The sequence below is a fragment of the Bradyrhizobium sp. 14AA genome, from assembly GCF_054185205.1.
The window spans coordinates 825,868-851,498 of the sequence record NZ_JAVAYM010000001.1; the positions used below are offsets into that span (position 1 = coordinate 825,868).

At 66.2% G+C, this 25,631-nt stretch carries 23 protein-coding genes; 8 read left to right on the forward strand and 15 right to left on the reverse strand.

Features of this window, described 5'->3' with window-relative positions; all coding sequences use genetic code 11:
• Nucleotides 1–50: 50 nt before the first annotated feature.
• Nucleotides 51–458, forward strand: coding sequence for an NADH:ubiquinone oxidoreductase subunit NDUFA12 (locus tag RAD15_RS03905; protein ID WP_458174519.1), 408 nt, complete (start codon nt 51–53; stop codon nt 456–458).
• A 501-nt stretch (nt 459–959) separates the two neighbouring features.
• Here RAD15_RS03905 and RAD15_RS03910 read toward each other — a convergent pair.
• Entirely contained in the window at nt 960–1,646 is a 687-nt protein-coding gene (locus RAD15_RS03910; protein ID WP_458174521.1) for a DJ-1/PfpI family protein, read from the reverse strand.
• 92 nt (nt 1,647–1,738) lie between these two features.
• Here RAD15_RS03910 and RAD15_RS03915 point away from each other — a divergent pair, with 92 nt between their 5' ends.
• Nucleotides 1,739–2,677, forward strand: a complete 939-nt coding sequence (locus RAD15_RS03915; protein ID WP_458174523.1) for a GlxA family transcriptional regulator — start codon at nt 1,739–1,741, stop codon at nt 2,675–2,677.
• A gap of 331 nt (nt 2,678–3,008) precedes the next feature.
• Here the strand turns inward: RAD15_RS03915 and RAD15_RS03920 are convergent, their stop codons facing one another.
• Both RAD15_RS03920 and RAD15_RS03925 read right to left on the reverse strand, forming a co-directional pair.
• Nucleotides 3,009–3,998: a Na+-dependent transporter gene (locus RAD15_RS03920; RefSeq protein ID WP_458174525.1), complete on the reverse strand. Its 990-nt coding sequence runs from the start codon at nt 3,996–3,998 to the stop codon at nt 3,009–3,011.
• Between the two features lie 14 nt (nt 3,999–4,012).
• Entirely contained in the window at nt 4,013–4,960 is a 948-nt protein-coding gene (locus tag RAD15_RS03925) for an alpha/beta hydrolase (protein ID WP_458174527.1), read from the reverse strand.
• 208 nt (nt 4,961–5,168) lie between these two features.
• Between RAD15_RS03925 and RAD15_RS03930 the strand changes: the two genes are divergently transcribed.
• Nucleotides 5,169–6,209 carry a DUF2155 domain-containing protein gene (locus RAD15_RS03930; RefSeq protein WP_458174529.1) on the forward strand — a complete coding sequence of 347 codons (1,041 nt, stop codon included), beginning with the start codon at nt 5,169–5,171 and terminating at the stop codon, nt 6,207–6,209.
• Nucleotides 6,210–6,251: 42 nt separating this feature from the next.
• Here RAD15_RS03930 and aat read toward each other — a convergent pair whose 3' ends face one another.
• The 10 genes from aat to RAD15_RS03980 all read right to left on the reverse strand — a co-directional run bounded on the left by aat (nt 6,252) and on the right by RAD15_RS03980 (nt 16,184).
• A complete protein-coding gene (gene aat / locus RAD15_RS03935) occupies nt 6,252–6,932 on the reverse strand; it encodes a leucyl/phenylalanyl-tRNA--protein transferase (RefSeq protein WP_458174531.1) in 681 nt (226 codons plus the stop codon).
• 53 nt (nt 6,933–6,985) lie between these two features.
• Nucleotides 6,986–8,089, reverse strand: a complete 1,104-nt coding sequence (locus RAD15_RS03940) for a sensor histidine kinase (RefSeq protein ID WP_458174533.1) — start codon at nt 8,087–8,089, stop codon at nt 6,986–6,988.
• Nucleotides 8,086–8,526, reverse strand: a complete 441-nt coding sequence (locus tag RAD15_RS03945; RefSeq protein ID WP_458174535.1) for a response regulator — start codon at nt 8,524–8,526, stop codon at nt 8,086–8,088. Before RAD15_RS03945 ends, RAD15_RS03940 begins: the two co-directional genes overlap by 4 nt.
• Nucleotides 8,523–10,040, reverse strand: coding sequence for a sensor histidine kinase (locus tag RAD15_RS03950; RefSeq protein ID WP_458174537.1), 1,518 nt, complete (start codon nt 10,038–10,040; stop codon nt 8,523–8,525). The genes RAD15_RS03945 and RAD15_RS03950 overlap by 4 nt, the downstream gene beginning before the upstream one ends.
• Before the next feature lie 106 nt (nt 10,041–10,146).
• On the reverse strand, nt 10,147–11,505 hold the full coding sequence (gene accC / locus RAD15_RS03955) for an acetyl-CoA carboxylase biotin carboxylase subunit (protein WP_458174538.1): 1,359 nt from the start codon (nt 11,503–11,505) through the stop codon (nt 10,147–10,149).
• Between the two features lie 82 nt (nt 11,506–11,587).
• Nucleotides 11,588–12,079, reverse strand: a complete 492-nt coding sequence (gene accB / locus RAD15_RS03960) for an acetyl-CoA carboxylase biotin carboxyl carrier protein (protein ID WP_458174540.1) — start codon at nt 12,077–12,079, stop codon at nt 11,588–11,590.
• A gap of 35 nt (nt 12,080–12,114) precedes the next feature.
• A complete protein-coding gene (aroQ, locus tag RAD15_RS03965) occupies nt 12,115–12,582 on the reverse strand; it encodes a type II 3-dehydroquinate dehydratase (RefSeq protein ID WP_063194278.1) in 468 nt (155 codons plus the stop codon).
• Nucleotides 12,583–12,810: 228 nt separating this feature from the next.
• Nucleotides 12,811–13,683: a DUF1236 domain-containing protein gene (locus RAD15_RS03970; RefSeq protein ID WP_458174543.1), complete on the reverse strand. Its 873-nt coding sequence runs from the start codon at nt 13,681–13,683 to the stop codon at nt 12,811–12,813.
• 225 nt (nt 13,684–13,908) lie between these two features.
• Nucleotides 13,909–14,676, reverse strand: coding sequence for a DsbA family protein (locus tag RAD15_RS03975; RefSeq protein WP_458174545.1), 768 nt, complete (start codon nt 14,674–14,676; stop codon nt 13,909–13,911).
• Between the two features lie 104 nt (nt 14,677–14,780).
• On the reverse strand, nt 14,781–16,184 hold the full coding sequence (locus RAD15_RS03980; protein WP_458174547.1) for a M48 family metalloprotease: 1,404 nt from the start codon (nt 16,182–16,184) through the stop codon (nt 14,781–14,783).
• Between the two features lie 192 nt (nt 16,185–16,376).
• Between RAD15_RS03980 and RAD15_RS03985 the strand changes: the two genes are divergently transcribed.
• The 4 genes from RAD15_RS03985 (at nt 16,377) to RAD15_RS04000 (ending at nt 21,906) form a co-directional block, all read left to right on the forward strand.
• The gene (locus RAD15_RS03985; protein ID WP_458174549.1) at nt 16,377–17,564 is read left to right on the forward strand and encodes a pyridoxal phosphate-dependent aminotransferase; all 1,188 of its coding nucleotides are present in this window, start codon (nt 16,377–16,379) and stop codon (nt 17,562–17,564) included.
• Nucleotides 17,565–17,652: 88 nt separating this feature from the next.
• On the forward strand, nt 17,653–18,210 hold the full coding sequence (locus RAD15_RS03990; protein ID WP_458175035.1) for a biotin transporter BioY: 558 nt from the start codon (nt 17,653–17,655) through the stop codon (nt 18,208–18,210).
• An 84-nt stretch (nt 18,211–18,294) separates the two neighbouring features.
• On the forward strand, nt 18,295–19,629 hold the full coding sequence (locus RAD15_RS03995) for a dicarboxylate/amino acid:cation symporter (RefSeq protein ID WP_458174551.1): 1,335 nt from the start codon (nt 18,295–18,297) through the stop codon (nt 19,627–19,629).
• 207 nt (nt 19,630–19,836) lie between these two features.
• On the forward strand, nt 19,837–21,906 hold the full coding sequence (locus RAD15_RS04000) for a tetratricopeptide repeat protein (RefSeq protein ID WP_458174554.1): 2,070 nt from the start codon (nt 19,837–19,839) through the stop codon (nt 21,904–21,906).
• On the opposite strand, the gene RAD15_RS04005 is transcribed toward RAD15_RS04000, so the two are convergent.
• Together RAD15_RS04005 and RAD15_RS04010 are read right to left on the reverse strand one after the other, a co-directional pair.
• On the reverse strand, nt 21,903–23,135 hold the full coding sequence (locus tag RAD15_RS04005; RefSeq protein ID WP_458174556.1) for an NAD(P)/FAD-dependent oxidoreductase: 1,233 nt from the start codon (nt 23,133–23,135) through the stop codon (nt 21,903–21,905). The two genes, RAD15_RS04000 and RAD15_RS04005, sit on opposite strands and share 4 nt — an antisense overlap.
• A 27-nt stretch (nt 23,136–23,162) precedes the next feature.
• Nucleotides 23,163–24,659 (reverse strand): amidase, encoded by a 1,497-nt coding sequence (locus tag RAD15_RS04010; RefSeq protein WP_458174558.1) that lies wholly within the window; start codon nt 24,657–24,659, stop codon nt 23,163–23,165.
• A gap of 209 nt (nt 24,660–24,868) precedes the next feature.
• Here RAD15_RS04010 and RAD15_RS04015 point away from each other — a divergent pair, with 209 nt between their 5' ends.
• On the forward strand, nt 24,869–25,549 hold the full coding sequence (locus tag RAD15_RS04015; protein ID WP_458174560.1) for a helix-turn-helix domain-containing protein: 681 nt from the start codon (nt 24,869–24,871) through the stop codon (nt 25,547–25,549).
• Nucleotides 25,550–25,631 lie beyond the last annotated feature (82 nt).

The following is a 25,631-nucleotide window of genomic DNA, read 5'->3' on the forward strand; positions in this document are numbered from 1 at the left end:
TTTCGCCGTCCGGATGGCATCAGGACCCGACGAAGCAGGGCCCTTGCCGCATGAAACAGTTCTTCCTGAAGTTCTTCACCTGGTGGAATGGCCAGACTTTTGGCACCCAACTCTGGACCAAGCGGTACGGGGAGCTGGTGGGCCAGGACGAGCAGGGCAATCTCTATTATCGCACCCGCGGCGGGGCGATCGACCCGACGCTCGGTTTCGAGCGGCGCTGGGTGGTCTACAACGGCTACGCGGAAGCCAGCCGTATTCCGCCGTCCTGGCATGGCTGGATCCATCACGTCGTCGACGTGCCGCCGACCGAGGCCAACTATCAGCCGCGCGAATGGGAAAAGCCGCACCAGCCGAATCTCACTGGCACGGCGAACGCCTACCGTCCCTCGGGCTCGACGCTCGCCAGCGGCAAGCGCCCGAAGGCGACCGGCGACTATCAGCCCTGGACCCCCGGCTAGGCTTTCGGCCTCCATCGAATCCCGATCGTCCGGTTGGATGCAGGCGCATCCGCCTCACGCCGCTGTGGACAACGGGAACAGCGGGGATGGCGCCTGCGCGGCCGTTGCGGCCACGCGTGGAATGCGGCTCAATGTTCCCATCTTACGGAGATGGGAAACCATCGCGTTCGGTTCGGGCAACAGTTCGCGACTGCCCCGAAATGCAGCGGCTGCCGACCAGGACTCGATCGGGAGATAGGCCCCCGGTCTGGAAGTTCCGAAATCGCCCGATGAAATGTGCAGCTGTCGTAAGACAGGAAAGGCCGCTTGGGAAACCGAGCGGCCTTTTTCTTTCGGACCTTGCGTGGATGTTCGTGCCCCGGACGCAGCGCAGCGCTTCTTCAGCGGTGCGCTGCAGAGCCGGGCCCGTGCAGCGGCATTCTGGGTCCCGGCTCAGCACAGCAGCGCAAAGAGCGCTGCAGCGCGTCCGGGACACGCGTGGATCGAATCTGACGTGCGAAGCTACATCACCCTTTCAGCCGCGCGCTTGACGGCCTCGAGCCGCCGGGCCTGGTTTTGCGCACCACGCTCCCTCAGCAATGCGAGCACTTCGGCCGGCGCAGTGTCGGGCGAGCCTGAATTGAAGGGCGGGGCCGGATTATATTCCATCTGCAGCTGAATCGCCTCGGCGGTGGTTCGGTCGACCAGGATCGAGACCAGCGTCAGCGCGAAATCGATGCCGGCGGTGACGCCGCCGCCGGTGATGCGGTTGCGGTCGATGCAGACGCGCGTCTTGGTCGGCGTCGCGCCGAACTGGCTGAGCATGTCCATCGCGCTCCAATGGGTCGCTGCGCGGTAACCCCTCAGCAGACCGGCCGCGCCGAGCGCGAGCGATCCCGTGCAGACCGAGGTGACGTACTTTGCGCCCTCGGCCTGCTTGCGCAGGAAATCCAGCACCTCCTCGTCGTTGAGCAGGTCGTTGGTGCCGCCGCCGCCGGGCACGCAGATCACGTCGAGTTGCGGGCAGTCCGCAAACGTCGTGGTTGGCGTCAGCGTCAGCACGGAATCGCTCGGCACCGGCTCGATCCGCTTCCAGATCAAATGCAGCTTTGCGCCGGGAACCATGGCGAACACCTGCAAGGGGCCGGTGAAGTCGAGCTGGGTGACGCGTGGAAACACCAGGAGACCGATCTGGAGCGGTGACGACATGGCTGATCCTCCAAAGAGAGCTTGACGGAAGCAGGTTGGCATGATGCCCTTCCGTCCAAAATGGCATATTTCCCTCTATTTCGGACGCAACCATGATCGGCATCCTGATCTTTCCGGATTTTCAGTTGCTCGATGCGGCCGGCCCGATCTCGGTGTTCGAGATCGCGGCCCGTGCTTCCGGCAAGCCGCTGGCGCTCCGGGTGCTGGCTGTGCAGGCAGGACCCGTGCGCAGCTCGTCCGGCGTGGAAATGATGGCACGCGATTTCAAATCGGCGAATGCGATCACGACCCTGGTCGTCGCGGGCGGTGCCGGCGTGACGGACGCTGCGCGCTGCGAGGTCACGCGAGCCTTCGTGCAGCGGCTGGCGCGGCGTGGCGTGCGCGTGGCCAGCGTGTGTTCGGGCGCCTACGTGCTCGCCGAAGCGGGCCTGCTCGACGGCCGCCGCGCCACCACGCATTGGGGGCGCACGCGCGATTTCGTCGCGCGCTATCCCAAGGTGAAGTTCGAGCCGGACCAGATCTTCACCCGCGACGGCCATGTGTGGACGTCGGCGGGCATCACCGCGGGCATCGACCTTGCGCTGGCGATGGTCACAGAGGACCACGGCGAGGAGATCGCGCAAGCGACCGCACGGCAGCTCGTGCTCTACCATCGCCGCAGCGGCGGCCAGTCGCAATTCTCCTCGCTGCTGGAACTGAAGACGCCGAACGGCCGCTTCGGCGCGCTGTTGTCCTGGGCCCGCGAAAATCTCGACGCGCCGCTGACGGTGGAGGACCTCGCCGACCACGCCGGCATGAGCGCGCGGCACTTTGCCCGCGCCTTCGCCGCCGAGACCGGGACGACGCCGTCCAAGGCGATCGAACGGTTGCGGCTCGAGGTCGCCCGCGAGCGCGTGCAGTCCTCGCGCGAGGCGATCGAACTCGTTGCGGAGACGACCGGATTCCGCGACCCCGAGCGCATGCGCCGCGCCTTCATCCGCGCCTTCGGCCAGCCGCCGCAGGCGCTGCGGCGCGCGGCGCGGGCGGGGTGATGTCTTGGGCCTAAGGCGCGACTTCGCGGGTTTGGCATGTTATCAGGAGAGACTACTAGTTGAGGCGGTCCCCTAACGATGGACGAATCCGATCCTGAATATTGGCCTACCCAGTTGCGGGAAATCTTTGTTGCGATTGGCTTGGCCATGGGTGACAGGCGATTGACGCCAGACACTCTCAAATCGGTTCACCTTCCGAACGACGACTTTACGATCTGCCACGTCTCTGCCGAGGCGGCAGGATGGAAGCGCGGCCATTACCGAATATCGATGGTCGGAGGAGAATGGAAATTCGCGTCAGGGGCACTCGAGAAACTGTCTCGCAGGGCTGCTAAAGAGCGTTTGCCACTTCGGCGCGCGCCGTGAGCCGCCGCGCGATCGGCGTCAGCAGATACGGCGCCAGATGGATCGGAAACTGCGTCATCGCGAAATAGAGCCAGGTCGTTGCCGGCAGCGCGCCGGCGGTCGCGGCCAGCATCAAGCCCAGATTGCGCTGCGAGACCATCAGCCCGATCGCGAAGGCACGCTCGGTGCCGACGCGGCGGAACACCAGCGTCGTCACGATGAGCAGGGTGAAATAGACCGCGAAAGCCAAAAGCCCGATTCCGATCGTGAACAGCGGAGCGGCGACGAAGTCGCCCGCGACGTCGCCCATCACGGCGGCGGCGAACACCAGCAGGATGACGATGTTGATGCCGTCGATCGGCCGCTTGTGGCGCTGGATCGCCTCGGCACCGAACAGGCGGCGGATGATTGTCGCGGCGAGCAGCGAGGCGGCGAGGATGCCGAGCAGCTTCAGGCCGAGCGTGAGCGGCGAGATGCTGAGCATGCCGTCGAGAAACAGGCTCGCGAACAGCGAGGCGGTGAAGGGGACGAGCGCGGTGGCGCTGACGAGCGTGACCAGCGGCAGCGTGGCGTCGAGCCCCATCAGCGCGGCAAGCGCGGGCGCTGCCATCATCGGCGAAGCCATGCTCTGGAGCATCAGCGCCAGAGCTAGACCTGGCGAGCGGCTGGTCAGCCCGGTCATATGGGCAGTCAGCCCGACGATCAGCGGCACGCCGATCGTGGTCCAGGCCGTTGCGGTCGCGACCAGCGCCGGCCGGCGCAGATGGCCGTAGAGCGCCACGAGATCGACCCGCATGAAGGAGATGCAGAGCAGAACGAAGATCGCCTCGGTCACATAGGGACGCAGCAGCGCCCCGAGCGGCGGCACCGCGACCGCCACGAACACGACGGCGGCTACCGCACGGGTGCCCTGGCCGCCGAGCCATGTCAGGGCGCGCAGGGGGAGGGCGAAGATGGATTGAAGAACGGACTGCATGAGGGACGGCGCCGTCAGCCCAATCCCTTCAGCCAGGCGCCGATCTCGCTGACAGCGCCATTGGCCTGCGGCAGCAATTTGCCCATCGTGAAGAAGCCGTGGAATTGGCCGGGATAGTGCTTGTACGCGACTGACACGCCGGCCTGCTTCAGGCGCGCGGCATATTCGTCGCCTTCGTCGCGCAGGGGATCGGCGCCGGCGGTCAGCACATAGGCCGGCGGCAGGCCGGCAAGGTTTTGCGCGCGCGCGGGCGAAGCGCGCCAGTCGTGGATGTCGGCCGTGCCATTGAGGTAGTGATCGCGGAACCAGCGGATCACCGAATGGGTCAAGAGCACGCTGGTCTCGGGCTCGCTGTGGGAGCCGTGCGTCATGGCGAAATCTGTGGCCGGATAGATCAGCACCTGGCCCGCGATCTCGGGGCCGTCGCCATCGCGCGCGGCGAGCGCGACGACGGCGGCGAGATTGCCGCCGGCGCTGTCGCCGCCGATCGAGAGGCGCGCGGTGTCGATGCCGAGCTCGCGCGCGTTCGCGGCGACCCATTTGGTCGCAGTGATCGCGTCCTCGGTTGCGGCAGGAAATTTGTGCTCGGGCGCGAGGCGGTAATCGACCGAGATCACGATCAGCGCGCCTTCGACCGCAAGCTGGCGGCAGACGACGTCGTGGGACTCGAGGTCACCGATCACCCAGCCGCCGCCATGGAAGAACACCAGGGCCGGCGACAAGCCGTCGCGCCGGCGCGGTTCCTTCGGCACGTAGAGGCGGGCCGGGATCGCGCCATGCGGCGCCGGGATCGCCAGCTGCGCGACGCGCGCCAGCTCCGGCGGCTCGGGATTGGTGGCAAAGCGCGCCTGCGCGTAATAGGCCCGCGCTTCACCTGCGGTCAGGGTCTCGTAGGCGGGGCGGCCGGCCTCCTGGAAGGCCTTGTAGACGGCAGCGGCATCGGGATCGAGCACAACGGGCATGGGGGGAGCAACCTCTGGGTTTCCAGTTATCGTTGGATGTCGTTTTCGGAAGGCGATGCCCGCCTCGGCCCCGGGAAGGGCCTTCCGACTATCCCATCCGGGCGCCCGTCTGGCCAGATCGGGCCGGGCGGGGCAGGGATGCCGCCCTTCCCCCGCCGTATTCCTCGTGTTAACCGGAGGGCCTGCGAGCGGCGGTATCCCCTGTAGAATGTCCAACAAGCCCGATTCGCTGTTGAAGCCGCGCGAGATGTTTCGAACCTTTACCCTGACAGGTCTTGCGGCGCTTTTGGCCGCCACCGCGCTGATGGTTGCGACGCCCGCGGAGGCGCAGATCGGCACGATCTTCTCCGATCCGCCGCCGCTGCGGCCGCCCGGCAATATTCCGCGCGGCCAGCCGCAGCCGCAGCAGATTCCCGACGACGATGAAGAGGTGCCGGAGCTGCCGCCGCAGGGCCGCGTGCTGCCCTCGCGCCCGATGGCGCCTCCGCCGGGCCGGCAGGGGAACGTGATGCCCGGGCCGGTCGAGACCCAGCCCCTGGCGCCGCCGCCGGGGTCTAGCGTCGCTCCGCCAAACCAGCCGCCATCCGTGGCGGTCGCGCCGCCCAATCCGCAGGGCGCCCCGGGTGCGCCCGGTCAGCGCCAGCCCGGGCAGAAGGGCGGTCCTGGCGGCGCCGTGCCGCAGACGCCGGCGAGCCTCCAGCCGGGCGATGAGGTCGTCACCGAGCCGCCGGCCCAGAAGATCGTGAACAAGAAGGCGACCTTCTCCGGCCTCGACAAGATCACCGGGCGCATCATCAATTTCGACGAGGATATCGGCGAGACCGTCCAGTTCGGCGCGCTCAGGGTCAAGACCGACGCCTGCTACACGCGGCCGGCGACGGAGGCTGCCAACACCGACGCCTTCGTCGAGGTCGACGAGATCACCTTGCAGGGCGAGGTGAAGCGGATCTTCTCGGGCTGGATGTATGCGGCAAGCCCGGGCCTGCACGGCGTCGAGCATCCGATCTACGACATCTGGCTCACCGACTGCAAAGAGCCGCAGCAGACGATTGCGACCGCGGCACCGGATCCTGGGGCCAAGCCGGCTGCGCCCCCGCTGCCGCCCGCGCAGAAGAAGGCCGCGCCGAAGCAGGCCGTGCAGCAGCGTCCGCCGCAGCCATTGCCGCCGCCGCAGCAGCCGGCGCCGCCACCACCTCCGCCGCCGGAGCAGCGGCCAGGTCTGTTCGGTATCCCGGGGTTTGGCCGCTAGGCCAAATCCCCTCGGGGTTTGGCCGCCAAGCGCAGTTATCGATTATGGCCGCGAGGCGATGATCTCGAGCGCGCGTGCGCCCGGGATCGCATCGCCCGCGGAGAGTTTCCGGAAATCGCCGGGCTCGCCCGCGAGCGCCTTGTCGAGCAGCGCGGTATAGCGCCGCCGCGAAATCTCGACCGCGCCAAAGCTCTTCAGGTGCTCGGTGACGTATTGGGTGTCGAGCAGCTCGAAGCCGCCATGGATGAGCCGTGCGACCAGATGCACCAGCGCGACCTTCGAGGCATCGCGCGCGTTGTGGAACATGCTCTCGCCGAAAAAGGCCCGTCCGAGACTGACGCCGTAAAGCCCGCCGACGAGCTCCTCGCCCTGCCAGGCCTCGACGCTGTGGCAATGGCCGAGCTCGTACAGGCCGCCGTAGAGGTCACGGATGCGCTTGTTGATCCAGGTGTCCTCGCGCCCTTCCTGCGGCGCGGCGCAGCCCGCAATCGTGGCCTTGAACGCGGTATTGACCGTCACGCGGAACGAATCCGAACGCACGGTGCGGGCGAGCCGCGAGGCCACGCGAAAACCGTCGAGCGGGATGACGCCGCGCAGCTCCGGCTCGACCCAGAACAGGGTCGGATCGTCGGCGCTCTCGGCCATCGGGAAGATGCCGCACGCATAGGCGCGCAGCAGCACGGCCGGCGTGATTTCAGACGAGGCGGAGTCGCGCGAAGTCATGGTTCGCGATCATAGCAGGAACGCAACGCAGTTGCGATGGGGCGCGACGCGGGTCAGCTCGCGGCAGCGCTATTCGTCTTGCCGGGGATTGCGGGCACGCGACCGAACTTCAGGACGATCCGGGTTCCGGAATGCGCCGGGTCGCGCTCGACCGAGGCATCGAGCTTGGTGGCCATCGCCGCGACGATGCGCTGGCCCATGCCGGTGGAGCGCGGATCGGCCTTGACCTTGTCGCCGACGCCGTCGTCGGTGATCGACAGCAGCACATCGTCTCCTTTCGAGCTCAGCTCGACATGGATCGGGCCGGCGCCGTCGGGATAGGCGTATTTCACCGCGTTCATCACCAGCTCGTTGACGATGATGCCGACGGCGACCGCACGGTCCGGATCGATATCGATCGGCTCGGCCTTCAGCGTCAGGCGCGACATCCGGTTACCTTCGGCCGAGCGGCGGAGATCCTCGAGCAGCGAGTCCAGATACTGGTTCAGCACCACGCTCTTCAGGTCCTGCGAGGTGTAGAGGCGGCGGTGCACCTGCGCGACCGCGGCGACGCGGCCCATCGCATTGGTCAGCGCGGCCTTGACCTCTTCCTGCGCGGCGGAGTTGGCCTGCAGGTGCAGCAGCGAGGCGATGATCTGGAGCGAGTTGCCGACACGGTGGTTGACTTCGCGCAGCAGCAGCTCGCGTTCGGCCGCAAGCGCAGCGTAGCGGTCGCGCGAGGCATGGATCTCGGCTTCGGCTTCCTCGCGCGCCTTCTGCAACGCGGCCTGGCGCAGCGCGCCCTCGGCGGCGACGTGAAGCAGGGGGATGAAGTCGCCCGTGACGTCCTTGACGAGATAATCGGCCGCGCCCGCCTTCAGGGCCGTGACCGCGATGCTGGAATCCTGCGAGGCCGTGACGAAGACGACCGGCGGCGCGTCGGGGATGGCCATGATCTGCTCGAGCGTCTCCAGCCCGTCGAGCCCGGGCATGTACTGGTCGAGCGCCACGACGTCGATGCCGCCGTCCGTCCCCGCGCGGCGGATGCGCTCGAGGCCTTCCTCGCCGCTTGCGGCATGAACGACCTTGTAGCCGCGCCGCGTCAGGCCGCGATCGACCAGGCGCGCCAGCGCGTCGTCGTCGTCGATGTAGAGCAGTGTCGGCGTGCGCTGGTTCATGAGGCGGCGGGCGGGACCTGGATGACCGAGAAGAACAGGCCGAGCTGCCGGATGGCATTGGCGAAATTCTCGTAATTGACGGGCTTGGTGATGTAGACGTTGCAGCCGAGCTCGTAGCAGCGCTTGATTTCCTGGGAATCGTCGGTGGTGGTCAGCACCACCACGGGCGAGGCCTTCAGGTATCTGTTCTCCTTGATCTGCTTCAGGATGTCGATCCCGACCATGTCGGGGAGGTTGAGATCGAGCAGGATCAGGAGCGCGTTGCCCTTCTGGACGAGCCCGCTGCCGTCGGCACCGAACAGGTGCTTCATCGCGTCCGTGCCGTTGGCGAAGGAGATGATCTCGTTGTTGACGCCGGACCTTCGGATATTGCGCTCGATCAGCCGCGCGTGTCCCTCGTCGTCCTCGATCATGATGATGCTGACAGGTTGGGTCATCGATCTGCGTTCCGGTTGCTCACGTTCCAGGCGATCGGCAGCGTGATCGTGAAGGTGCTGCCCGCGTTCAGTTCCGATGATACCGACATGGTACCGCCGAGGCGACGCACAAGTGCACGCACATGTGCAAGACCGATGCCCTGACCGGGCTTGTCCTGGGTTCCCGCGCGGCGGAACAGGTCGAATATCCGCTGATGATCCCTAGCGTCGATCCCGCGGCCATTGTCGCCGATCTCGAAGATAGCGTAGCCGAGCTTGGTGCGCCCGCGAATTCTGATCTCGCCGGGCACACCGCTCTTCAGGTACTTGATCGCATTGTCGATCAGATTGGAGAAGATCTGCTCGAGTGCGAGCCGGTCGCTCATGACATTCGGCAGGGGCTCGACGTGGATCTCGGCCTGGGCTTCGGCGGCCTGATGCGCCAGCGTCGTCACGATGGCCTCGATCAACTCACGGGTGTCGATCTTCACCGGCTGAAATTCGCGCCGGCCCTCGCGGGTGAGGTTGAGGATGGCCGAGATCAGCCGGTCCATCTTGGCGATCGACGTCTTGATGAAGCCGAGCGCTTCGGAAAAATCCTCCGAGAGCTGCTTGTCGGGGCCTTCGAGTGAGATCTCGCCCGAGCCGAGTGGCGGCCCGCCGGCCGGGGCATGGGTGAGGCCGCCGATACGGCGGAAAATGTCGCCGCCAAGCTCCTCGAGTTCGCTGGTGAAGCCCATGATGTTGACGAGGGGCGAGCGCAGATCGTGGCTGACGATATAGGCAAAGCGCTGGATTTCGTCGTTGGCTTCGCGCAGGTCTGAGGTGCGCTCGTCGACGATGGCCTCCAGGTTGAAATTGGCATCGCGCAGGCGCGTTTCGGCCTCGTCACGGGCGCGGGCCGAGCGCCGCACCAGCCAAATCGAGATCAAGGCCAGCAGCACGACGAGGCCGGAACCGATGCCGGTCATCGATGCGGCCAGCGTCTGGCTCCGGTCGGAGTTGGCGGTGCGAATCCGGAACAGACGTTCCTCCTCGCGGATCATGGCGTTGGCGAAGTTGCCGATCGTGGTCGTGGTGTTGCCGGCGGCGGCCTCGCGGATGAGCGCGGTGGCATTGTCGGGTTGACCCTGCTTGACGAAATTCATCTCGCGCGAGAACTGGTCGAGCCGGGTCTCGATCGCCGCGCTCAGCTTCTCGATGCTGTCGCGTTGCACCGGATTGTCGCCGATCTGGCGCGTGAGCTTGTCGAGTGCCGGAACGATCGCTGCGACGGCCTTCTCATGATCCGACTGGAAATCCGGTCCTCGCGTGAGGAGAAAGCCGCGGGCGCTGCTCTCGGCGCGTCGGACTTCGAGCAGCAGGGTGTTGATCTGGTTCTCCACCTCGATGGTGTGGAGCACCCTTTTGCTGTCTTCCCGCGCCTCGTTGACGAGATAGACGGAGCCCGCGCTGATCACGGTCAGCACCAGAAGGCCCGCCAAGATCAGCAGGATCTGCCAGAATGCGCGCCGTCGGTGCGACTCGGCTGTCACGACGGTCTCGCCTTGTCAGGCTCGGTGGATTTCAAAACGCCCCCTTGGAACTGACCCGAGCCAGCAGAACGCGATCGGGGCCAAAGGGTTCCATGGGAGGCGAAGATTATCGCGGGGCGGGTTCCGCCTTGCCGGCGAGATACTGTTCCAGCCAGTGGATGTGGTAGTCGCCGTTGATGATATCGTCTTCGCGCACGAGCGCGCGGAACAGCGGCAGCGTGGTCTCGATGCCTTCGACCACCATCTCGTCCAGGGCCCGGCGCAGCCGCATCAGGCATTCGGCGCGCGTCTTGCCGTGCACGATCAGCTTGCCGACGAGGGAATCGTAATAGGGCGGGATCATGTAGCCCTGGTAGACGGCGGAATCGATCCGCACGCCGAGGCCTCCGGGCGGATGGTATTGCAGGATGCGGCCGGGCGAGGGGCGGAAGGTCTGCGGATTCTCGGCGTTGATGCGGCACTCGATCGCATGGCCGATGACCTGGACGTCCTCCTGCTTCGCCGGCAGATCGCCGCCGGCGGCGATGCGGATCTGCTCCAGCACGAGATCGATGTCGGTGATGCTCTCGGTGACGGGATGCTCGACCTGGATACGCGTGTTCATCTCGATGAAGTAGAACTCGCCGTCCTCGAACAGGAACTCGATGGTGCCGACGCCGAGATATTTCATCTCGCGCATCGCTTTCGCGCAGGTCTCGCCGATCTTGGCGCGCGCGGCGGCGGCAAGGACGGGCGAGGGGCCTTCCTCCCAGACCTTCTGGTGACGGCGTTGCAGCGAGCAGTCGCGTTCGCCGAGATGGATCGCGCCGCCACGGCCGTCACCGAGGATCTGGATCTCGATGTGGCGCGGCTTCTGGAGGTATTTTTCGAGGTAGACGGAGGCATCGCCAAACGCGGATTTGGCTTCGTTGGCCGCCGTCGACAGCGCCATCTGAAGGTCAGCCTCGCTCTGCGCGACCTTCATGCCGCGCCCGCCGCCGCCGGCCGCCGCCTTCACCAGCACGGGGAAGCCGATCTTCCTGGCGATCGCCATCGCATCGTCGCCGGGACCGACCGCGCCGTCGGAGCCGGGCACCACGGGGATGCCGAGCTTCTTGGCGGTCTTCTTGGCCTCGATCTTGTCGCCCATCAGGCGGATGTGCTCGGCCTTGGGGCCGATGAAATGCAGATTGTGCTCGCCAAGGATTTCCGCGAAGCGCGCGTTCTCGGAGAGGAAGCCATAGCCGGGATGCACGGCGTCGGCGCCGGTGATCTCGCAGGCCGCGAGCAGCGCGGGCACGTTGAGATAGCTGTCCTTGGACGCCGGCGGCCCGATGCAAACGCTCTCGTCCGACAGGCGCACATGCATCGCATCGGCGTCGGCGGTGGAGTGCACGGCGACCGTGGCGATGCCGAGCTCCTTGCAGGCCCTGAGGATGCGAAGGGCGATCTCGCCGCGATTGGCTATGAGGATCTTGTCGAACATGGTGCCTCAGCGGGCGAATAGGGAATGGTGAATGGCGAATGGCAGGACGGGCACCATTCGCTATTGGCCATTCGCCACTCGCTCATTCAATGATGACGAGCGGTTCGCCGTACTCGACCGGCTGGCCGTCCTCGACCAGGATCTGCGTCACCGTGCCGGCGCGGGGCGAGGGGATCTGGTTCATGGTCTTCATGGCCTCGATGATCAGCAGCGTCTGGCCGACCGAGACCTTGCTGCCGACCTCGATGAACGGCTTGGCGCCGGGCTCCGGCGCCCAATAGGCGGTGCCGACCATCGGCGAGGTGACGGCGCCCGGGTGCTTCGACAAGTCGGCTGCGGCAGCGGGCGCAGCAGCGGCTGCGGCCATCGGCAGGGCCGCGGGAGCGGCTGCGATGGGCATCGGCATGGTTGCGGCAACGCTGATGTTACGGGCGACCCGCAGGCGCAGGCCGGCGCGTTCGATCTCGATCTCGGTGAGGCTGGTCTCATCGAGCAGCAAGGCGAGCTCGCGGACGAGCGCGGAATCCTCGCTGGAAAACTTTGCGGCTGCTTTGTCGTCTGGCTGGCGCGCCATGTTCTTTGATCCGAATGTTCTGTTGGAGGGGAGCGTCAGGCTTTGGGCTTGATAGCGAGCTTGGCGGCAAGGCCCTGGATGGCGAGGCGATAGCCCTCGATGCCGAAGCCGCAGAGCGAGGCGAAGGCCGCCCGCGCGGTGTAGGAGTGGTGACGGAAGCTCTCGCGGGCGTGGATGTTGGTCACATGCACTTCGACCGTCGGGATCTGCACCGCGAGCAACGCGTCGTGCAGCGCGATCGAAGTGTGCGAATAGCCGCCGGCATTGATGATGATGCCCTTCATCTTGCGCGCATGCGCCTCGTGGATGAAATCGATCAGCTCGCCTTCGCGGTTGGACTGCCGGCAGTCGGCCTTGAGGCCGAATGTCGCCGCCGTCTCCCGGCACAGCGCCTCGACGTCGGCCAGCGTGGCATGGCCATACTTCTCAGGCTCGCGCGTCCCCAACATGTTGAGGTTCGGCCCGTTCAGGACGAGGATCGTGTCGGTTGCTGGTTCGGCCATTCCAATCCCGGATGAGGTGCTTCGGCGTGGCGGGGGTTATAGGTAACAAAGAGCGTGAGGGGAAGCCTTGAAGGGCCTCCCGGACCGGTTCAAGGACCTCATCCAGTGCGCAAAAACCTGTGCGGAAACTACGGAAATTGCTTGTTAACCAGTCCGAAGCATGGCTGCCAGCCAACGGCAAGGGGGCGGGCATTGCTGCCCGCCCCCAAGGTTTAACCGCGAGCCGCCTTACACGTCGAGGACGGCGACGATCTCGTAGGTGTCCGGATTGATGATCACGATCTGCTCGCGGACCAGGACGTACTTATAGGTCCGCCACTCCGGATAGATGGTCACGACGCGGGACGGCAGGGCGTGCAGCGAAATACCCTCGCGCGGCACGCGGGTGCCGACCGCCACCGAGAAGTTCACGTTGGTCACGGGAGCCACGCGCTCCTCGCGGATCACCGACGTGATCTGGGTCCGCTGCTCGGTGGAGAGCTTGGCGCCGGCGCCGGCCTGGCCAACCGTCGTCGAGGACGAGGTCGAGCCCTGCGCGTTCTGGTTGGTGCTGGTGCCGGTCTGGCCCTGAGCGTTCTGGTTGGTGCCCGTGCCGGTGCCCTTCTGGTTCTCGGCATTGTTGGTCGAGGTGCCGCTCTTGCTGCCCTCAGCCTTCATGTCCTTGTCCTTCTGACCGGACTTGGTGTCCTTGCCAGTGTCCTGGGTCATGCTCTTGGACTTGTCCTGCTGGGACTTGTCCGTCTGGCCCTGTGCGCGTTCGTCGGTGCGCTGGCCCTTGGTCGCGCCGGACTTGTCCTCGGCAGCGTTCTTGTGCATCGCGCCGCCCGAGCGCTCGTCCTTCATCGCGCCGGACTTGTCCTCAGAAGCCCGATCGGACTTCATGCTGCTGGACCCGCCGGCCTGGCCAACCGTGCCCTTCTCATGACCGGATTCACGGCCCATCGAGCCGCGCTCGGCGGCGCCGCCGGACGGCTGCGAATGCTGCATCTGCTGCTGCGAGCCAGCGCCGCCAGTGTCGCGGCCCTTGTCTTGTGCGTTCGCAAGACCGGTGCCCGCGACGAGCGCAAGCGTGGCAACCGAGATCATAAAGCGGTTCAACATCGAGATTCTCCTCACGTGTTTCTTTGCGTCATTGCCCGCGCCGACAACGAAAGGAGATTTGAGTTGTTCCGGAACATCGGGGGTTCCGCGGCATTTGTTTCTTAAACGCGAGATGAACGCGTGCGCCGGATTCGCGTCGTGATTTGACCAACGAAAAAGGCCGGCTTTTCAGCCGGCCTTGGTGCATGCCTGAATTGCGAAGCGCGTGATCCGCAGGTCGCGTTGTTAGCAGGTAGCTTTGCCGCAGCGGGCAATGCCGATCTTTTCCCTGAGGCCTTCGACGCCGACGGCGCCGATCACGATCTGCTTGCCGATGACGTAGCTCGGCGTGCCGTTCATGCCCATCGCTTCGGCGAGCTTGAAGTTCTCCTCGATGGTGGCGCGCACCTCGGGGTTGGCGAGGTCCTTCTCGATCTTCGCGGTGTCGAGGCCGGCTTCCTTGGCCGCCTGAAGCGCACGCGCCTTGTCGGCTGCGCCACGGCCACCGAGCAGCTTCTGGTGGAAGTCGAGATATTTCTTGCCCGTGGGGTCCTGCATGCGCACGGCGACGGCGACCTGGGCTGCCTCCACCGAACCCTGGCTCAGCACCGGAAACTCCTTCAGCACGACCTTCAGCTTCGGATCGCTCTTCATGAGGCTGAGCATGTCGTCCATCGCGCGTTTGCAATAGCCGCAATTGTAGTCGAAGAACTCGACGAAGGTGACGTCGCCGTCCTTGTTGCCGAGCACGACCTGGCGCTGCGAGTTGAAGATCGCATCCGAGTTCTGCGCGATGCTGGCTTCGTGCTTCTGCGTTTCGGCCGCGGCCTGGCGCTTGCTGAGCTCGGCCATGGCATCCTCGAGCACCTCGGGATGGCTGATGAGGTAGTTCTTGATGATGGCCTCGATGTCGGTGCGCTGGGCATCGGAGAAACTGTCGGCCGATGCGGGCGCGGCTGCGCCGAACATGGCGAGCGCAAACAGCGCGGGAGCAAGCAGGCGCAGCGAAGGCATAGGCAAATCCTCTTATCCAAAGCAGGTTTCGAGAAACGTCCCGGACTCAAAGCTCGGTGTCGTGACGTCGTGGTGTCGGGCGTCGTTCTGGTCGTATCAGTTGCTCAGTTGTGCGGCGGCTTCGCCGCCACGATATCGTCGGCCTTGACCCATCCGGGCGTGCCGACGGCGAAACGGGTTTTCGCGCGCGTGGCGAGCTCGCGGGCGGTCTTGTTGTCGCCGCGCAGGTAGGCGGCCTGCGCCGATGCGAGATCCGCCTCGGCATAGTCGCCCTTCCGGCCGTAGGCCATCGCGAGCTGGGTATAGCCGAGCACCGCCTCGGGCTCCCGTGCCACCGCGGCGCGGAGAATCCGAACGGCGTCGTCGGTGTAGGCCTTATTATCGGTTCCAACCAGAGCCTGCCCAAGTAACATCTCGATGAGGGGCGAATTGTTCGAAAGCTGCACCGCCTTGCGCAGGGCAGGGATCGCCTCGGCGGCCTTGCCGCTCTCCAGCAGGGCCTGGCCGCGCACCTCGTAAAAGTACGGATTGTTGGGCTGGACCTGGATCAGCGCGTCGATCTGGGCGAGGGCGCTGCGCAAATCGCCGTGCAGATAGGTGCTGATGGCACGGGCATAGCGCGCCGGCATGCTGTCGTTCGTCTGCGGATAGCGGCGGTACACCGTCTCCGGCCGCTCCATGAAGGCGGATATCTTGGCGCGAACCATGTCATGGCGGAGCTGGAGCGCGGGATCGTCCTTCTTGTCCCAATAGGGGCTGGAGCTTGCGAACTCCTGCAGCGCGGCCACGCGCTCCGCGGGCATCGGGTGCGACTGCAGATAGGGATCGGCGCCGCGCGCGGCGAACAGGCTCTCGCTGGTGAAGCGCTTGAAGGTCTCGTACATGCCCTTCGGCGACTGCTGGGTCGCGGTCAGGAACTTCACGCCGGCGCGGTCGGCGTTCTCTTCCTGCTGGCGCTGGTAGGACAGCAGCGAACGGCGGATCATCTCCTGCGGACCGGCGATCACGGCCGCGCCTGCATTGGCAAGGCCGTTGTTGCCGGCGCTGCTCGAGCCGCGGGTGCTGCCGGCGGCGATCGCTCCGGCGCCGAGCAGCATCGCGATGATCATCTGGGTCTGGGCGGTGGCGAGCTGCTCGCGCAGCTTGGACAGATGGCCGCCGGCCAGATGCCCGGTCTCGTGCGCGAGCACGCCGATGATCTGGTTCGGCGTCTCCGACTGGAGGATCGCGCCGTAATTGACGAAGATGCGGCGGCCGTCCGCGACGAACGCGTTGAACGAGCTCTCGTTGACGATCACCATCTGGATGTTCTGCTTTTCCAGACCGGCGGCGCGCAGGATCGGGCGGGTGTATTCGCGCAGCAGCTGTTCGGTCTCGGTGTCGCGCAGGACCGGCGGTCCCTTGCCCTGCGCATGCGCGGCCGGGAGCGGCAGCAACGCGATCGCCGCGGCCGTGACGAGGGCGGTGAGGGCGGAGGCCTTCTTGCGCAATGCGATCTGGAGCAGCATCAAACGGTCTTGGTCAAACGGTCTGGACAGCAGTTTCGTGATTGGTTTTGGCGATTGGCGGCGGACCGGATACGCGATATGCCCTTGTGAGCCGTACCCCTTATGAGCCGTACAATGCGGCCAGTCTGGGGCGCAAGAGCCCCGTTTTTCCGGACCGGACGGACCGGTCCGCCAGCGAAATAGCAGAAATCGATGCACGATGCGACATTGAGGAACCGGTTGGGGCAGTGGCTCGAGCCCTCCCGCCGCAGCGATGTTCCCCCGTTCATGGTGATGGACGTCATGGCCGCGGCGGCCCGAATCGAGGCGGCCGGTGGCCATGTCATCCACATGGAGGTCGGCCAGCCCGCGGCCGGCGCGCCGAAGACCGCAATTGCGGCCGCCCATGCGGCGCTCGAGGCCGCGCGGATCGATTATACCTCCGCGCTCGGAATCCCCTCCTTGCGCGAGCGCATCGCGCGGCATTATCGCGATGCCTATGGCTGCGACGTCAGCCCTGACAGGATCGTGGCGACCACCGGCTCCTCGGGCGGTTTCATCCTCGCCTTCCTGTCGATGTTCGAGCCCGGCGACCGCGTCGCCGTGACGGTGCCGGGCTATCCGCCATACCGTCATATCCTCACCGCGCTCGGTTGCGAGCCGGTCCTGATCGAGACCACGAACGAAACGCGCCATGCGCTCACCGGCGAGGCGCTGCTCGCGGCCCATCGCAAGGCGCCGCTGAAGGGCGTGCTGGTCGGCAGCCCCGCCAATCCGACCGGGACGATGATGTCCCGCGAGGCGCTGTCGGGCTTGATCGCTGCGGCGGAAGACGCCGGCATCCGCTTCATCTCGGACGAGATCTATCACGGGCTCGACTATGCGTTTCCGGCGGTCACCGCGGCGGCGCTGTCGGACCACGCACTCGTGATCAACTCGTTCTCGAAATATTTTTGCATGACGGGCTGGCGCGTCGGCTGGATGGTGGTGCCGGAGATTCTGGTGCGGCCGATCGAGCGGCTGCAGCAGAACCTGTCGATCTCGGTGCCCTCGCTGTCGCAGATCGCGGCAGAGGCCGCCTTCGACGGTGCAGCCGAGATGGAGGAGATCAAGCACGGCTATCAGGAGAACCGGCGCATTTTGATCGAGGGATTGCCCAAGGCAGGCCTCAGCAAGTTCCTGCCGGCCGACGGTGCATTTTATCTCTATGCCGACGTCTCGGACTTCACCTCTGACAGTTTCGAGTTCGCCAAGCAGATGCTCGAACAGGCCCATGTCGCGACCACGCCGGGCCTCGATTTCGATCCCATCCGTGGCCGCTCGTTCATACGATTATCCTATGCACGCTCGGCTGATGAGATGCGGGAGGCAGTTGACCGGATCGCTCACTGGCTTAAATAGCCGCCAGTTTTCGAACAGCCTTCCGGAGTTGAACTTGTCTGACCGAACCGTCCCATCCGCCGCCACGCATTCTCCTCTCGCCGCATTGATGTGGCCGACCCGGCCGGGCGAGACCGTCGGCGCACTGCGCGCCGTCGTGCTGGTCGCGCTCGGCACCGCGCTGCTGGCGCTGTCGGCCAAGGTGAACCTGCCGCTGCCTTACGTGCCCATGACCTTGCAGACGCTGGTCGTGCTGATGATTGGTGCCGCCTATGGCTGGCGGCTTGGCAGCGCAACCATGGTCGCCTACCTCGCCGAGGGCGCGATCGGCCTGCCGGTGTTCGCCGGCCCGGTCGGTGGAATTGCACCGCTGATCGGTCCGACCGCGGGTTACCTGTTCGGTTTCGTGCTGGCTGCCTTCGTGACCGGCTGGCTCGCCGAGCGCGGCTGGGATCGCAGCGTGGTTCTGCTATTTGCGGCAATGGCCGCCGGCCATATCGTCATCCTGGCGGCGGGCTTCGGCTGGCTGGCGTTTGGCCTCGGTCTTGGAGCGGCCAAGGCCTGGCAGGTCGGCATCGTGCCGTTCATTGCGGCATCCCTGGTCAAGAACGCGCTTGGCGCGACGCTGATGCCGGCGGCACGCCGGGTCGTCGATCGCCGCGGGTAAATCGCACCATTCCAAGCAGTTCCAATTGACAGGGCCGGCCAAGTTGATCTTGGCTGGCCCCAATGTTTGAGGGGGAGTGAAACAATGACGACGACAACGATGGCGGGGGCGCCGGTCGCGCCGCCCGCCGCCAAGCCGTGGTACAAGGTTCTCTATGTCCAGGTGCTGATCGCGATCGTGCTCGGCGCCATCGTCGGCTGGCTGTGGCCACAGGTCGCCACCAACGAATGGATCAAGGCGCTCGGCGACGGCTTCATCAAGCTGATCAAGATGGTGATCGCCCCGATCATCTTCTGCACCGTGGTCTCCGGAATTGCCCATATCCAGGATGCCAAGAAGGTCGGCCGCATCGGCGTCAAGGCGCTGGTCTATTTCGAGGTCGTCTCCACCTTCGCACTGGTGATCGGCCTTCTGGTCGGCAATCTGGTGAGGCCGGGCGCAGGCTTCGGCAGCGCGGCGGCCAATGCGCAAGCCGTCGCCAACTACGCCAAGCAGGCCGAGGGCCAGAGGAGCGTCGATTTCGTCCTGCACATCATCCCCGACACCGTGGTCGGCGCATTCGCGCAGGGCGAGATCCTGCAGGTGCTGCTGTTCTCGGTGCTGTTCGGTTTCGCCATCATGGGATTGGGCGAGCGCGGCCACACTATCCGCAGCTTCATCGACGACGCCGCCCATGCGGTGTTCGGCGTCATCTCCATCGTGATGCGCGCGGCGCCGATCGGCGCGTTCGGCGCGATGGCCTATACGATCGGCAAGTTCGGCACCGGCGCGATCCTCAACCTGGTCGGCCTGATCGCCACGTTCTACGTCACCGCGGCGCTGTTCGTGTTCGTCGTGCTCGGCACCATCGCGCGCCTGGCCGGGTTCTCGATCTTCAAGTTCCTGGCCTACATCAAGGACGAGCTCCTGATCGTGCTCGGCACGTCGTCCTCGGAAAGCGCGCTGCCGTCCTTGATGGAGAAGCTGGAGCGGCTCGGCTGCTCGAAATCGGTGGTGGGTCTCGTGGTGCCCACGGGATATTCGTTCAACCTCGACGGCACCAACATCTACATGACGCTGGCGACGTTGTTCATCGCGCAGGCGCTCGGCGTCGACCTCACCTTCGGCCAGCAGCTGACCATCCTGATCGTGGCCATGCTGACGTCGAAGGGTGCCTCCGGTATCACCGGCGCCGGCTTCATCACGCTGGCGGCGACGCTGGCCGTGGTCGACCCGCGCCTCGTGCCGGGCATGGCGATCGTGCTCGGCATCGACAAGTTCATGAGCGAGTGCCGCGCGCTGACCAATCTCTGCGGCAACGGCGTGGCCTGCGTGATCGTCGCCTGGTGGGAGGGCGAGCTCGATCGCGAGAAGCTCACCGCCAACCTCGCCAAGCAGATCGATCCGACCGACCTGGAAACGGCGGTCACGACGGACTGATCTGCAGGCTGCATCTGACGGCGCGAGCCGCCGTCAGACCTTGAAGTCAGACCTTGAAGTAGCAGGGCTGGTCGAGATCCTCGATCAGCCCTTTTTCTCGCGGCGCTCAGCCGAGCGAACGCGCGGACTGACGGAATTTGCGCCCTCGTGCGTTTAACCCGCGTCTCGGACTTCGAACGGGTGGGGGCTGTCGTGGGCGATGCGGTTGTGAATCAGATTGTGTTGCAGGCGGCCGAGCATTTTGCGGCGGGCCGTCCCGACCAGGCGGATGCGCTCTGCGCGGAGGCTCTGAAGGCCGACCCGGATCATGTGCCGGCGCTGCATCTGGCCGCCGTCGCCGCCTTCGTCTCCGACCGTGCAAGCGCGGGCGCCGCGCTGCTCGGCCGCATCTTCAACGTCGATCCCGACCACGCGCCTGCGCTCGTCACGCTTGGCGACGCGCTTGCGGTCAAGGGCGAGCAGGAGGGCGCGGTGGCGGCATTCCGGCGCGCGCTGGTCCGGCGGCCGGAGGACGCGGGCCTGCACAACAAGCTCGGCGTGGCGCTCGGGGAGCTTGCCCGGTTCGACGAGGCCGAAGCCGCCTATCGCCGGGCGCTCGCGCTCGATACGCATCTCACGCGGGCCTGCTTCAACCTGGCCGTCGTGCTCGCGGAGCAGGGACGGCCGGCCGAGGCGGAAGAGGCCTATCGCGCCGTGATCGCGCGGGAGCCGGACTATCGCGGCGCCTGGCTCAATCTCGGCAATCTTCTCATGGACCAGACGAGGCTCGGCGAGGCGGAGGCTGCCTATCGTCGCGCCCTCGATGGCGATCCGGATGACCCGGGATTGCTCTGCAATCTCGGCGCCGTGCTCTATCGGCAAGGGTTGCTGGAGGACGCCATCGTCTCGTACCGCCGCGCGATCGCGCGCGTGCCGGACAATGTTCCGGCGCTGCGCCTGCTCGGCCTCGTCCTGCACGAGGCCGGTCAACTGCGAGAGGCTGCCGATGTCTACAGGCGGATCTTTGCGCTCGATCCGGCGGATCATTTGATCGCAAGCAATCTCGGCGCCTGTCTCTCCGAGCGAGGTGCACTCGAGGAGGCGATTGCCGCCTGCGAGCACGCGCTGCTGCTCAAGCCCGACTACGCCCCGGCCTGGACCAATCTCGGCAACGTCTTCGAGAAGCAGGAGCGCGCCGGCGACGCGGTCGCCGCGCATCGCTGCGCGGTCGTGTCCAATCCCGACTACGCCAAGGGCCACGCCAATCTCGCGGTGGCGCTGCGCAATGCCGGCGAGATCGACGAGGCGCTGGCGGCCTCGCACCGCGCGATCGCGCTCGATCCCGAGCAGCCGCTCGCCCAGTACAACCACGCGCATTTCCTGCTGATGAACGGCGATTTCGCCGATGGGTTCGAGGCCTATCGCTGGCGGCGCAAATGCAAGACGCTGTCGGACGGCGATCCCTCGTTCGGCGAGCCGGAATGGCAGGGCGAGCCGCTGGACGGCCGCACCTTGCTGCTGTTTGCCGAATACGGGCTCGGCGATGCCCTGCATTTCGTGCGCTACCTGCCGATGGTGGTGGCGAGGGGCGGCAGGGTCATCGTGCAGGTGCAGCCCGCGCTCGCCTCACTGCTGCGGCAACTCCCCGACGTCACCGTGCTCGCGCGCGGCGAGCCGCTGCCACCGTTCGATCTGCAAGTGCCGCTGATGAGCCTGCCGCGGATCTTCGGCACCACGCTCGACACCATTCCCGCCGACGTGCCGTATCTGCATCCCGATCCCGCAAAACTGTCGCGCTGGCGTGCTGCGCTCGCGGGTGTGACGGCATTGAAAGTCGGCGTGGTCTGGGCCGGCAATGCCAGGCACAAGGGCGACCGGCAACGCTCGCTGTCGGCCGAGGCGTTGCTGCCGCGCCTCGTGATGCCGGGCGTGCAGCTCTACTGCCTGCAAAAGGAGCCGCGTCCCGAAGATGCCCCGGTGCTGGCAGCGCTCGGCGGCGACGTCATCGATCTTGCGCCGGCACTCGGCGATTTCGCCGACACCGCCGCGGCGGTGGCTGCGCTCGATCTCGTCGTCGCCGTCGACACCTCGGTCGCTCATCTCGCCGGGGCGCTCGGCCGTCCGGTCTGGATGCTGACGCCTTACGCGCTCGACTGGCGCTGGCTGCGCGACCGCGAGGACAGTCCCTGGTATCCGACCATGCGGCTGTTCCGCCAGCGCAGCCCCCGCGAATGGGACGACCCGTTGATGCGCGTTTCGGCCGCGCTCGCGGTGCTCGCCGCGAGCGCGGAAGGCTAGAACCGCTCCGGCCGATAGGGCGACGGATCGATCGCCGGCGTCTCGCCGCTCATGATCTCGGCGAGCAGGCGTCCGGTCGCAGGCCCCAGCGTGAAGCCCTGATGGCCGTGGCCGAAATTCATCCAGAGGCCGGGGTGACGCGGAGCCGGCCCGAGCACCGGCAGCATGTCGGGCGTGCAGGGGCGGGTGCCGAACCACGGATCGGGCTCGACGCGCTTGCCGAGATCGATCAGCTCGCGCGCGGAGGCTTCGGCGCTGGCGAGCTGCACGGGCGTTGCGAGCGCATCCATGCCGGTCAGCTCGGCGCCGGTGGTGATGCGGATGCCCTTGGCCATCGGGCCCATCGCGTAACCGCCGGCCTTGTCGACCAGCGGCAGATCGAGCGATGCGCCACCGCTGTAATGCATGTGGTAGCCGCGCTTGCGCACCAGCGGAATGCGATAGCCGAATTTGTTCAGGAGATCGGGCGACCACGGCCCGAGCGTCACGACGGCGTTGGCGGCATCGATACGTCCAATGTCCGTATCGACGGACCAACCGGTCGCGGTCTGCTGCAAGCTTTGCGCATCGCCGAGCACAATCGCACCGCCCGAGCGCTCGAAAAGCTCCGCATAGGCTGTCACCAACGCGCCGGGATCGGACACGGTCCAGGTGTCGAGCCAATGGATCGCGCCGGGGAGGTCGTCGCGCAGGATCGGCTCGGCCTTGGCGAGCTCGGCCCCGGAGAGCGCGCGAAACCTGACGCCGAACTCGCGCTGGTCTTCTTCCGCCGCCTTGACGGCGAGATCGAAGGAGGCTGCGTCGCGATGCAGATGCCGGTAGCCCGCGCGGCGGATGAGATTGTCGGCATGGGCTTCGCGAATGAGGATGTCGTGTTCCGACGTCGCGTACGAGATCAGCCGCGCCCAGGCCTCGATCGCCTCGCGATGCCGCTTCGGCGCCGAATGCCACCAGTAGCGGAGCAGGGGCTCGATGTGGAGATGAAGCGACGACAGGCTGTAGCGCACGTCGTTGGTGCGGCCGGTCGCAATCTTGAGCAGCGTGGCGAGGTCGCGCGGCATCGGATAGGGCCGCACTGCCTCCGCCTGGATCATCCCGGCATTGCCGTAGCTGGTCTCGCGGCCCGGCTCCCTGCGGTCGACGAGCGTGACCGACCAGCCGCGCTGCTTCAGGTGCAGCGCCGCGCTGACGCCGATCATGCCGCCTCCGAGAACGATCGCGCTTTGCATCGGAAGAAGTCTCCTGTCAGGCCCGGGTCATTCCCAGGTGAGAAAATCGGGCGCAGCCGACAGCGGCGGCGCTGCGGCGAGCCGCGCGAGGTCGGGCACGGGCCGGCACAATTGCGCATCGTTCGCGAACGCTGCCTCGATGCTCGCGGCGACCGCGAGCACGATGGCATCGCCGCCGCGCGGGCCGACGATTTGCAGGCCGAACGGCAGGCCGGCTTCATCGAGACCGAGCGGGATGCTGATCGCCGGATGCCCCGCAAGCGTCACTGCGTAGGCGAGTGCGAGCCAGTGGAAATAGGACTTGGTTGGCACGCCGTCGATCTCGGCGGGATAGAGCTCCGACCACGGACGCGGGCTGAGCGTGATGGTCGGGCTGATCAGCACATCGCAATTTGCGAAGAAGCTCTGGTAGGCGCGGTAGATCCGCGTCTGCGTCGTGGCGGCGCGGGCGTGGTCTTCGAGCGTATAGCCGAGGCCTTCCTCGACATTGGCGCGGACATTGGGGCCGAGCATTTCGGGGCGTTCTTTGTAGTTCTTGCCATGCGTCGCCAGGAACATGCCCGCGCGCAGCACGGCGAAGGCGTCGTCCGCGCCGGAGCAATCGGGCGTCGCCTCGCGGCTTTCGGCGAACAGCGGCGCGAGCTTGTTCACGCGATTGCGGAATACGCGGCGGATCGCCTGCTCGGTCGGTGCGAAGCCGAAATCTTCGGTGAAGGCGAGACGCAGCTTGCCGAGGTCGGCGGGGCGCGGGGCGGCCCAGCGTTCGGCGCGACCGCGCAAGGGTTCGCCGGGCAGGGTGTAGGCGAGCGGATCGCGCGCATCGTCGCTCGCCATCACCGACAGCATCAGCGCGGTGTCGGCGACATTGCGCGCCATTGGCCCGTCGGTCGACAGGCTGGACCAGCCGAACACGCGCTTTTCACTTGGTACCAGACCGTAGGACGGACGCATGCCGACGATGCCGGAGAAGCCGGCCGGATTGCGCAAGCTTCCGCCGGTGTCGGAGCCCGAGGCGAGCGGGGCCATGCCGCAGGCGAGCGCTACTGCCGAGCCACCGGACGAGCCGGCCGCCGACCGCATCGGATCGAACGGATTGCCGGTCGCGCCGAACACGGGATTGCGGGTGTTGCCGCCGGCCGCCCATTCCGGCGTGTTGGTCTTGCCGAAGATGACGGCGCCGGCCGCGCGCAAGCGAGCGACCGAGCCCTGGTCGGCGGCTGGCACGTTGTCGCGCAGCAGCGGGCTGCCATAGGTGGAGCGCATCCCGGCGGTATCCTGGGTGTCCTTGATCAGGACCGGCAGGCCGTGCAGCGCGCCGCGATCCTCGCCGCGCAGGATTTCCGCCTCGGCCGCCTTCGCGGCGGCGCGTGCGGCAGGCTCGTCCAGCGTCACGACGGCGTTGACCGCGCCATTGACGGCGGCGACGCGCGACAGACAGGCGTCGAGCAACTCGACAGGCGAGATCGTCCGCGCGGCCAGCAGGCGGCGCAGCTCAACGGCGCTGGAATCGCAAAGTCCGGACACGGACGCTCCCTTTCAAATTATGAAAACGATTTAGCATATCGGAAAGCGGGGCTGGCGCACCAATAATCGTCAAACCGAGTCATTTCATACGCAAATGGTAGTCCAGGCTGCCCAACCGGCCGTCAAATAGGACCGATCGGAGCTGTATCGGTCGAAAAGATTAGGCCGATCGACCAACTATTTTTCCTCGGTCGTGCTAGCATTGCCAAATGAGCGAGATCACGACGCCCGAAGTGGCCAATTCCCAGCTGGGCCAATGTCTCAAGGCTGCCCGCCAGTCGCGGGGGCTGACGCTCAAGCAGGTGGCGGAGCGGACCGGCATGGCGCTCTCGACCCTGTCGAAGGTCGAGAACGGCCTGATGTCGCTGACCTACGACAAGCTGCTCCAGCTCACTTCAGGCCTGAAGATGGAGATCGCCGAGCTGTTCAATCCGGCGATCGCAACGCCTAGGCAGGGCCGGCCGGTGACCGCGCGGCGGAGCATCAGCCGAGCCGGCCAGGGACAGGTCATCACCACCAAATTCTACACCTACACCTATCAATGCACCGACCTGATCGGCAAAGGCATGGTGCCGATCGTGGCCGAGGTCCGCGCGCGATCGCTGGAGGAGTTCGGGCCATTGCTGCGCCATGGTGGCGAGGAGTATTTTCTGGTGACGAGTGGACGCGTCGCCGTCCACACCGAGTTCTATGCGCCGGAGATCCTGGGCGAGGGCGACGGCATCTATCTCGACAGCACCATGGGCCACGCCTATCTCAACGCTGGCGAAGCACCTTCCGCAACAGGTGTCTGTCTCTGCACCAGCGATGCGCCCGATCTCTACGACCAGCTCCGCCAGATCGCCGCGCGCGACGTGGCGCCGGTGGGTGATGACGAGCTGCCGTCGTAGCGCTTCGGCAAATCTCGAAGGCAAAGTCCTGAACGCAAATCCTGAAGGCAAGCCTTGAAACGAAAACGCCCGGCTTGGCCGG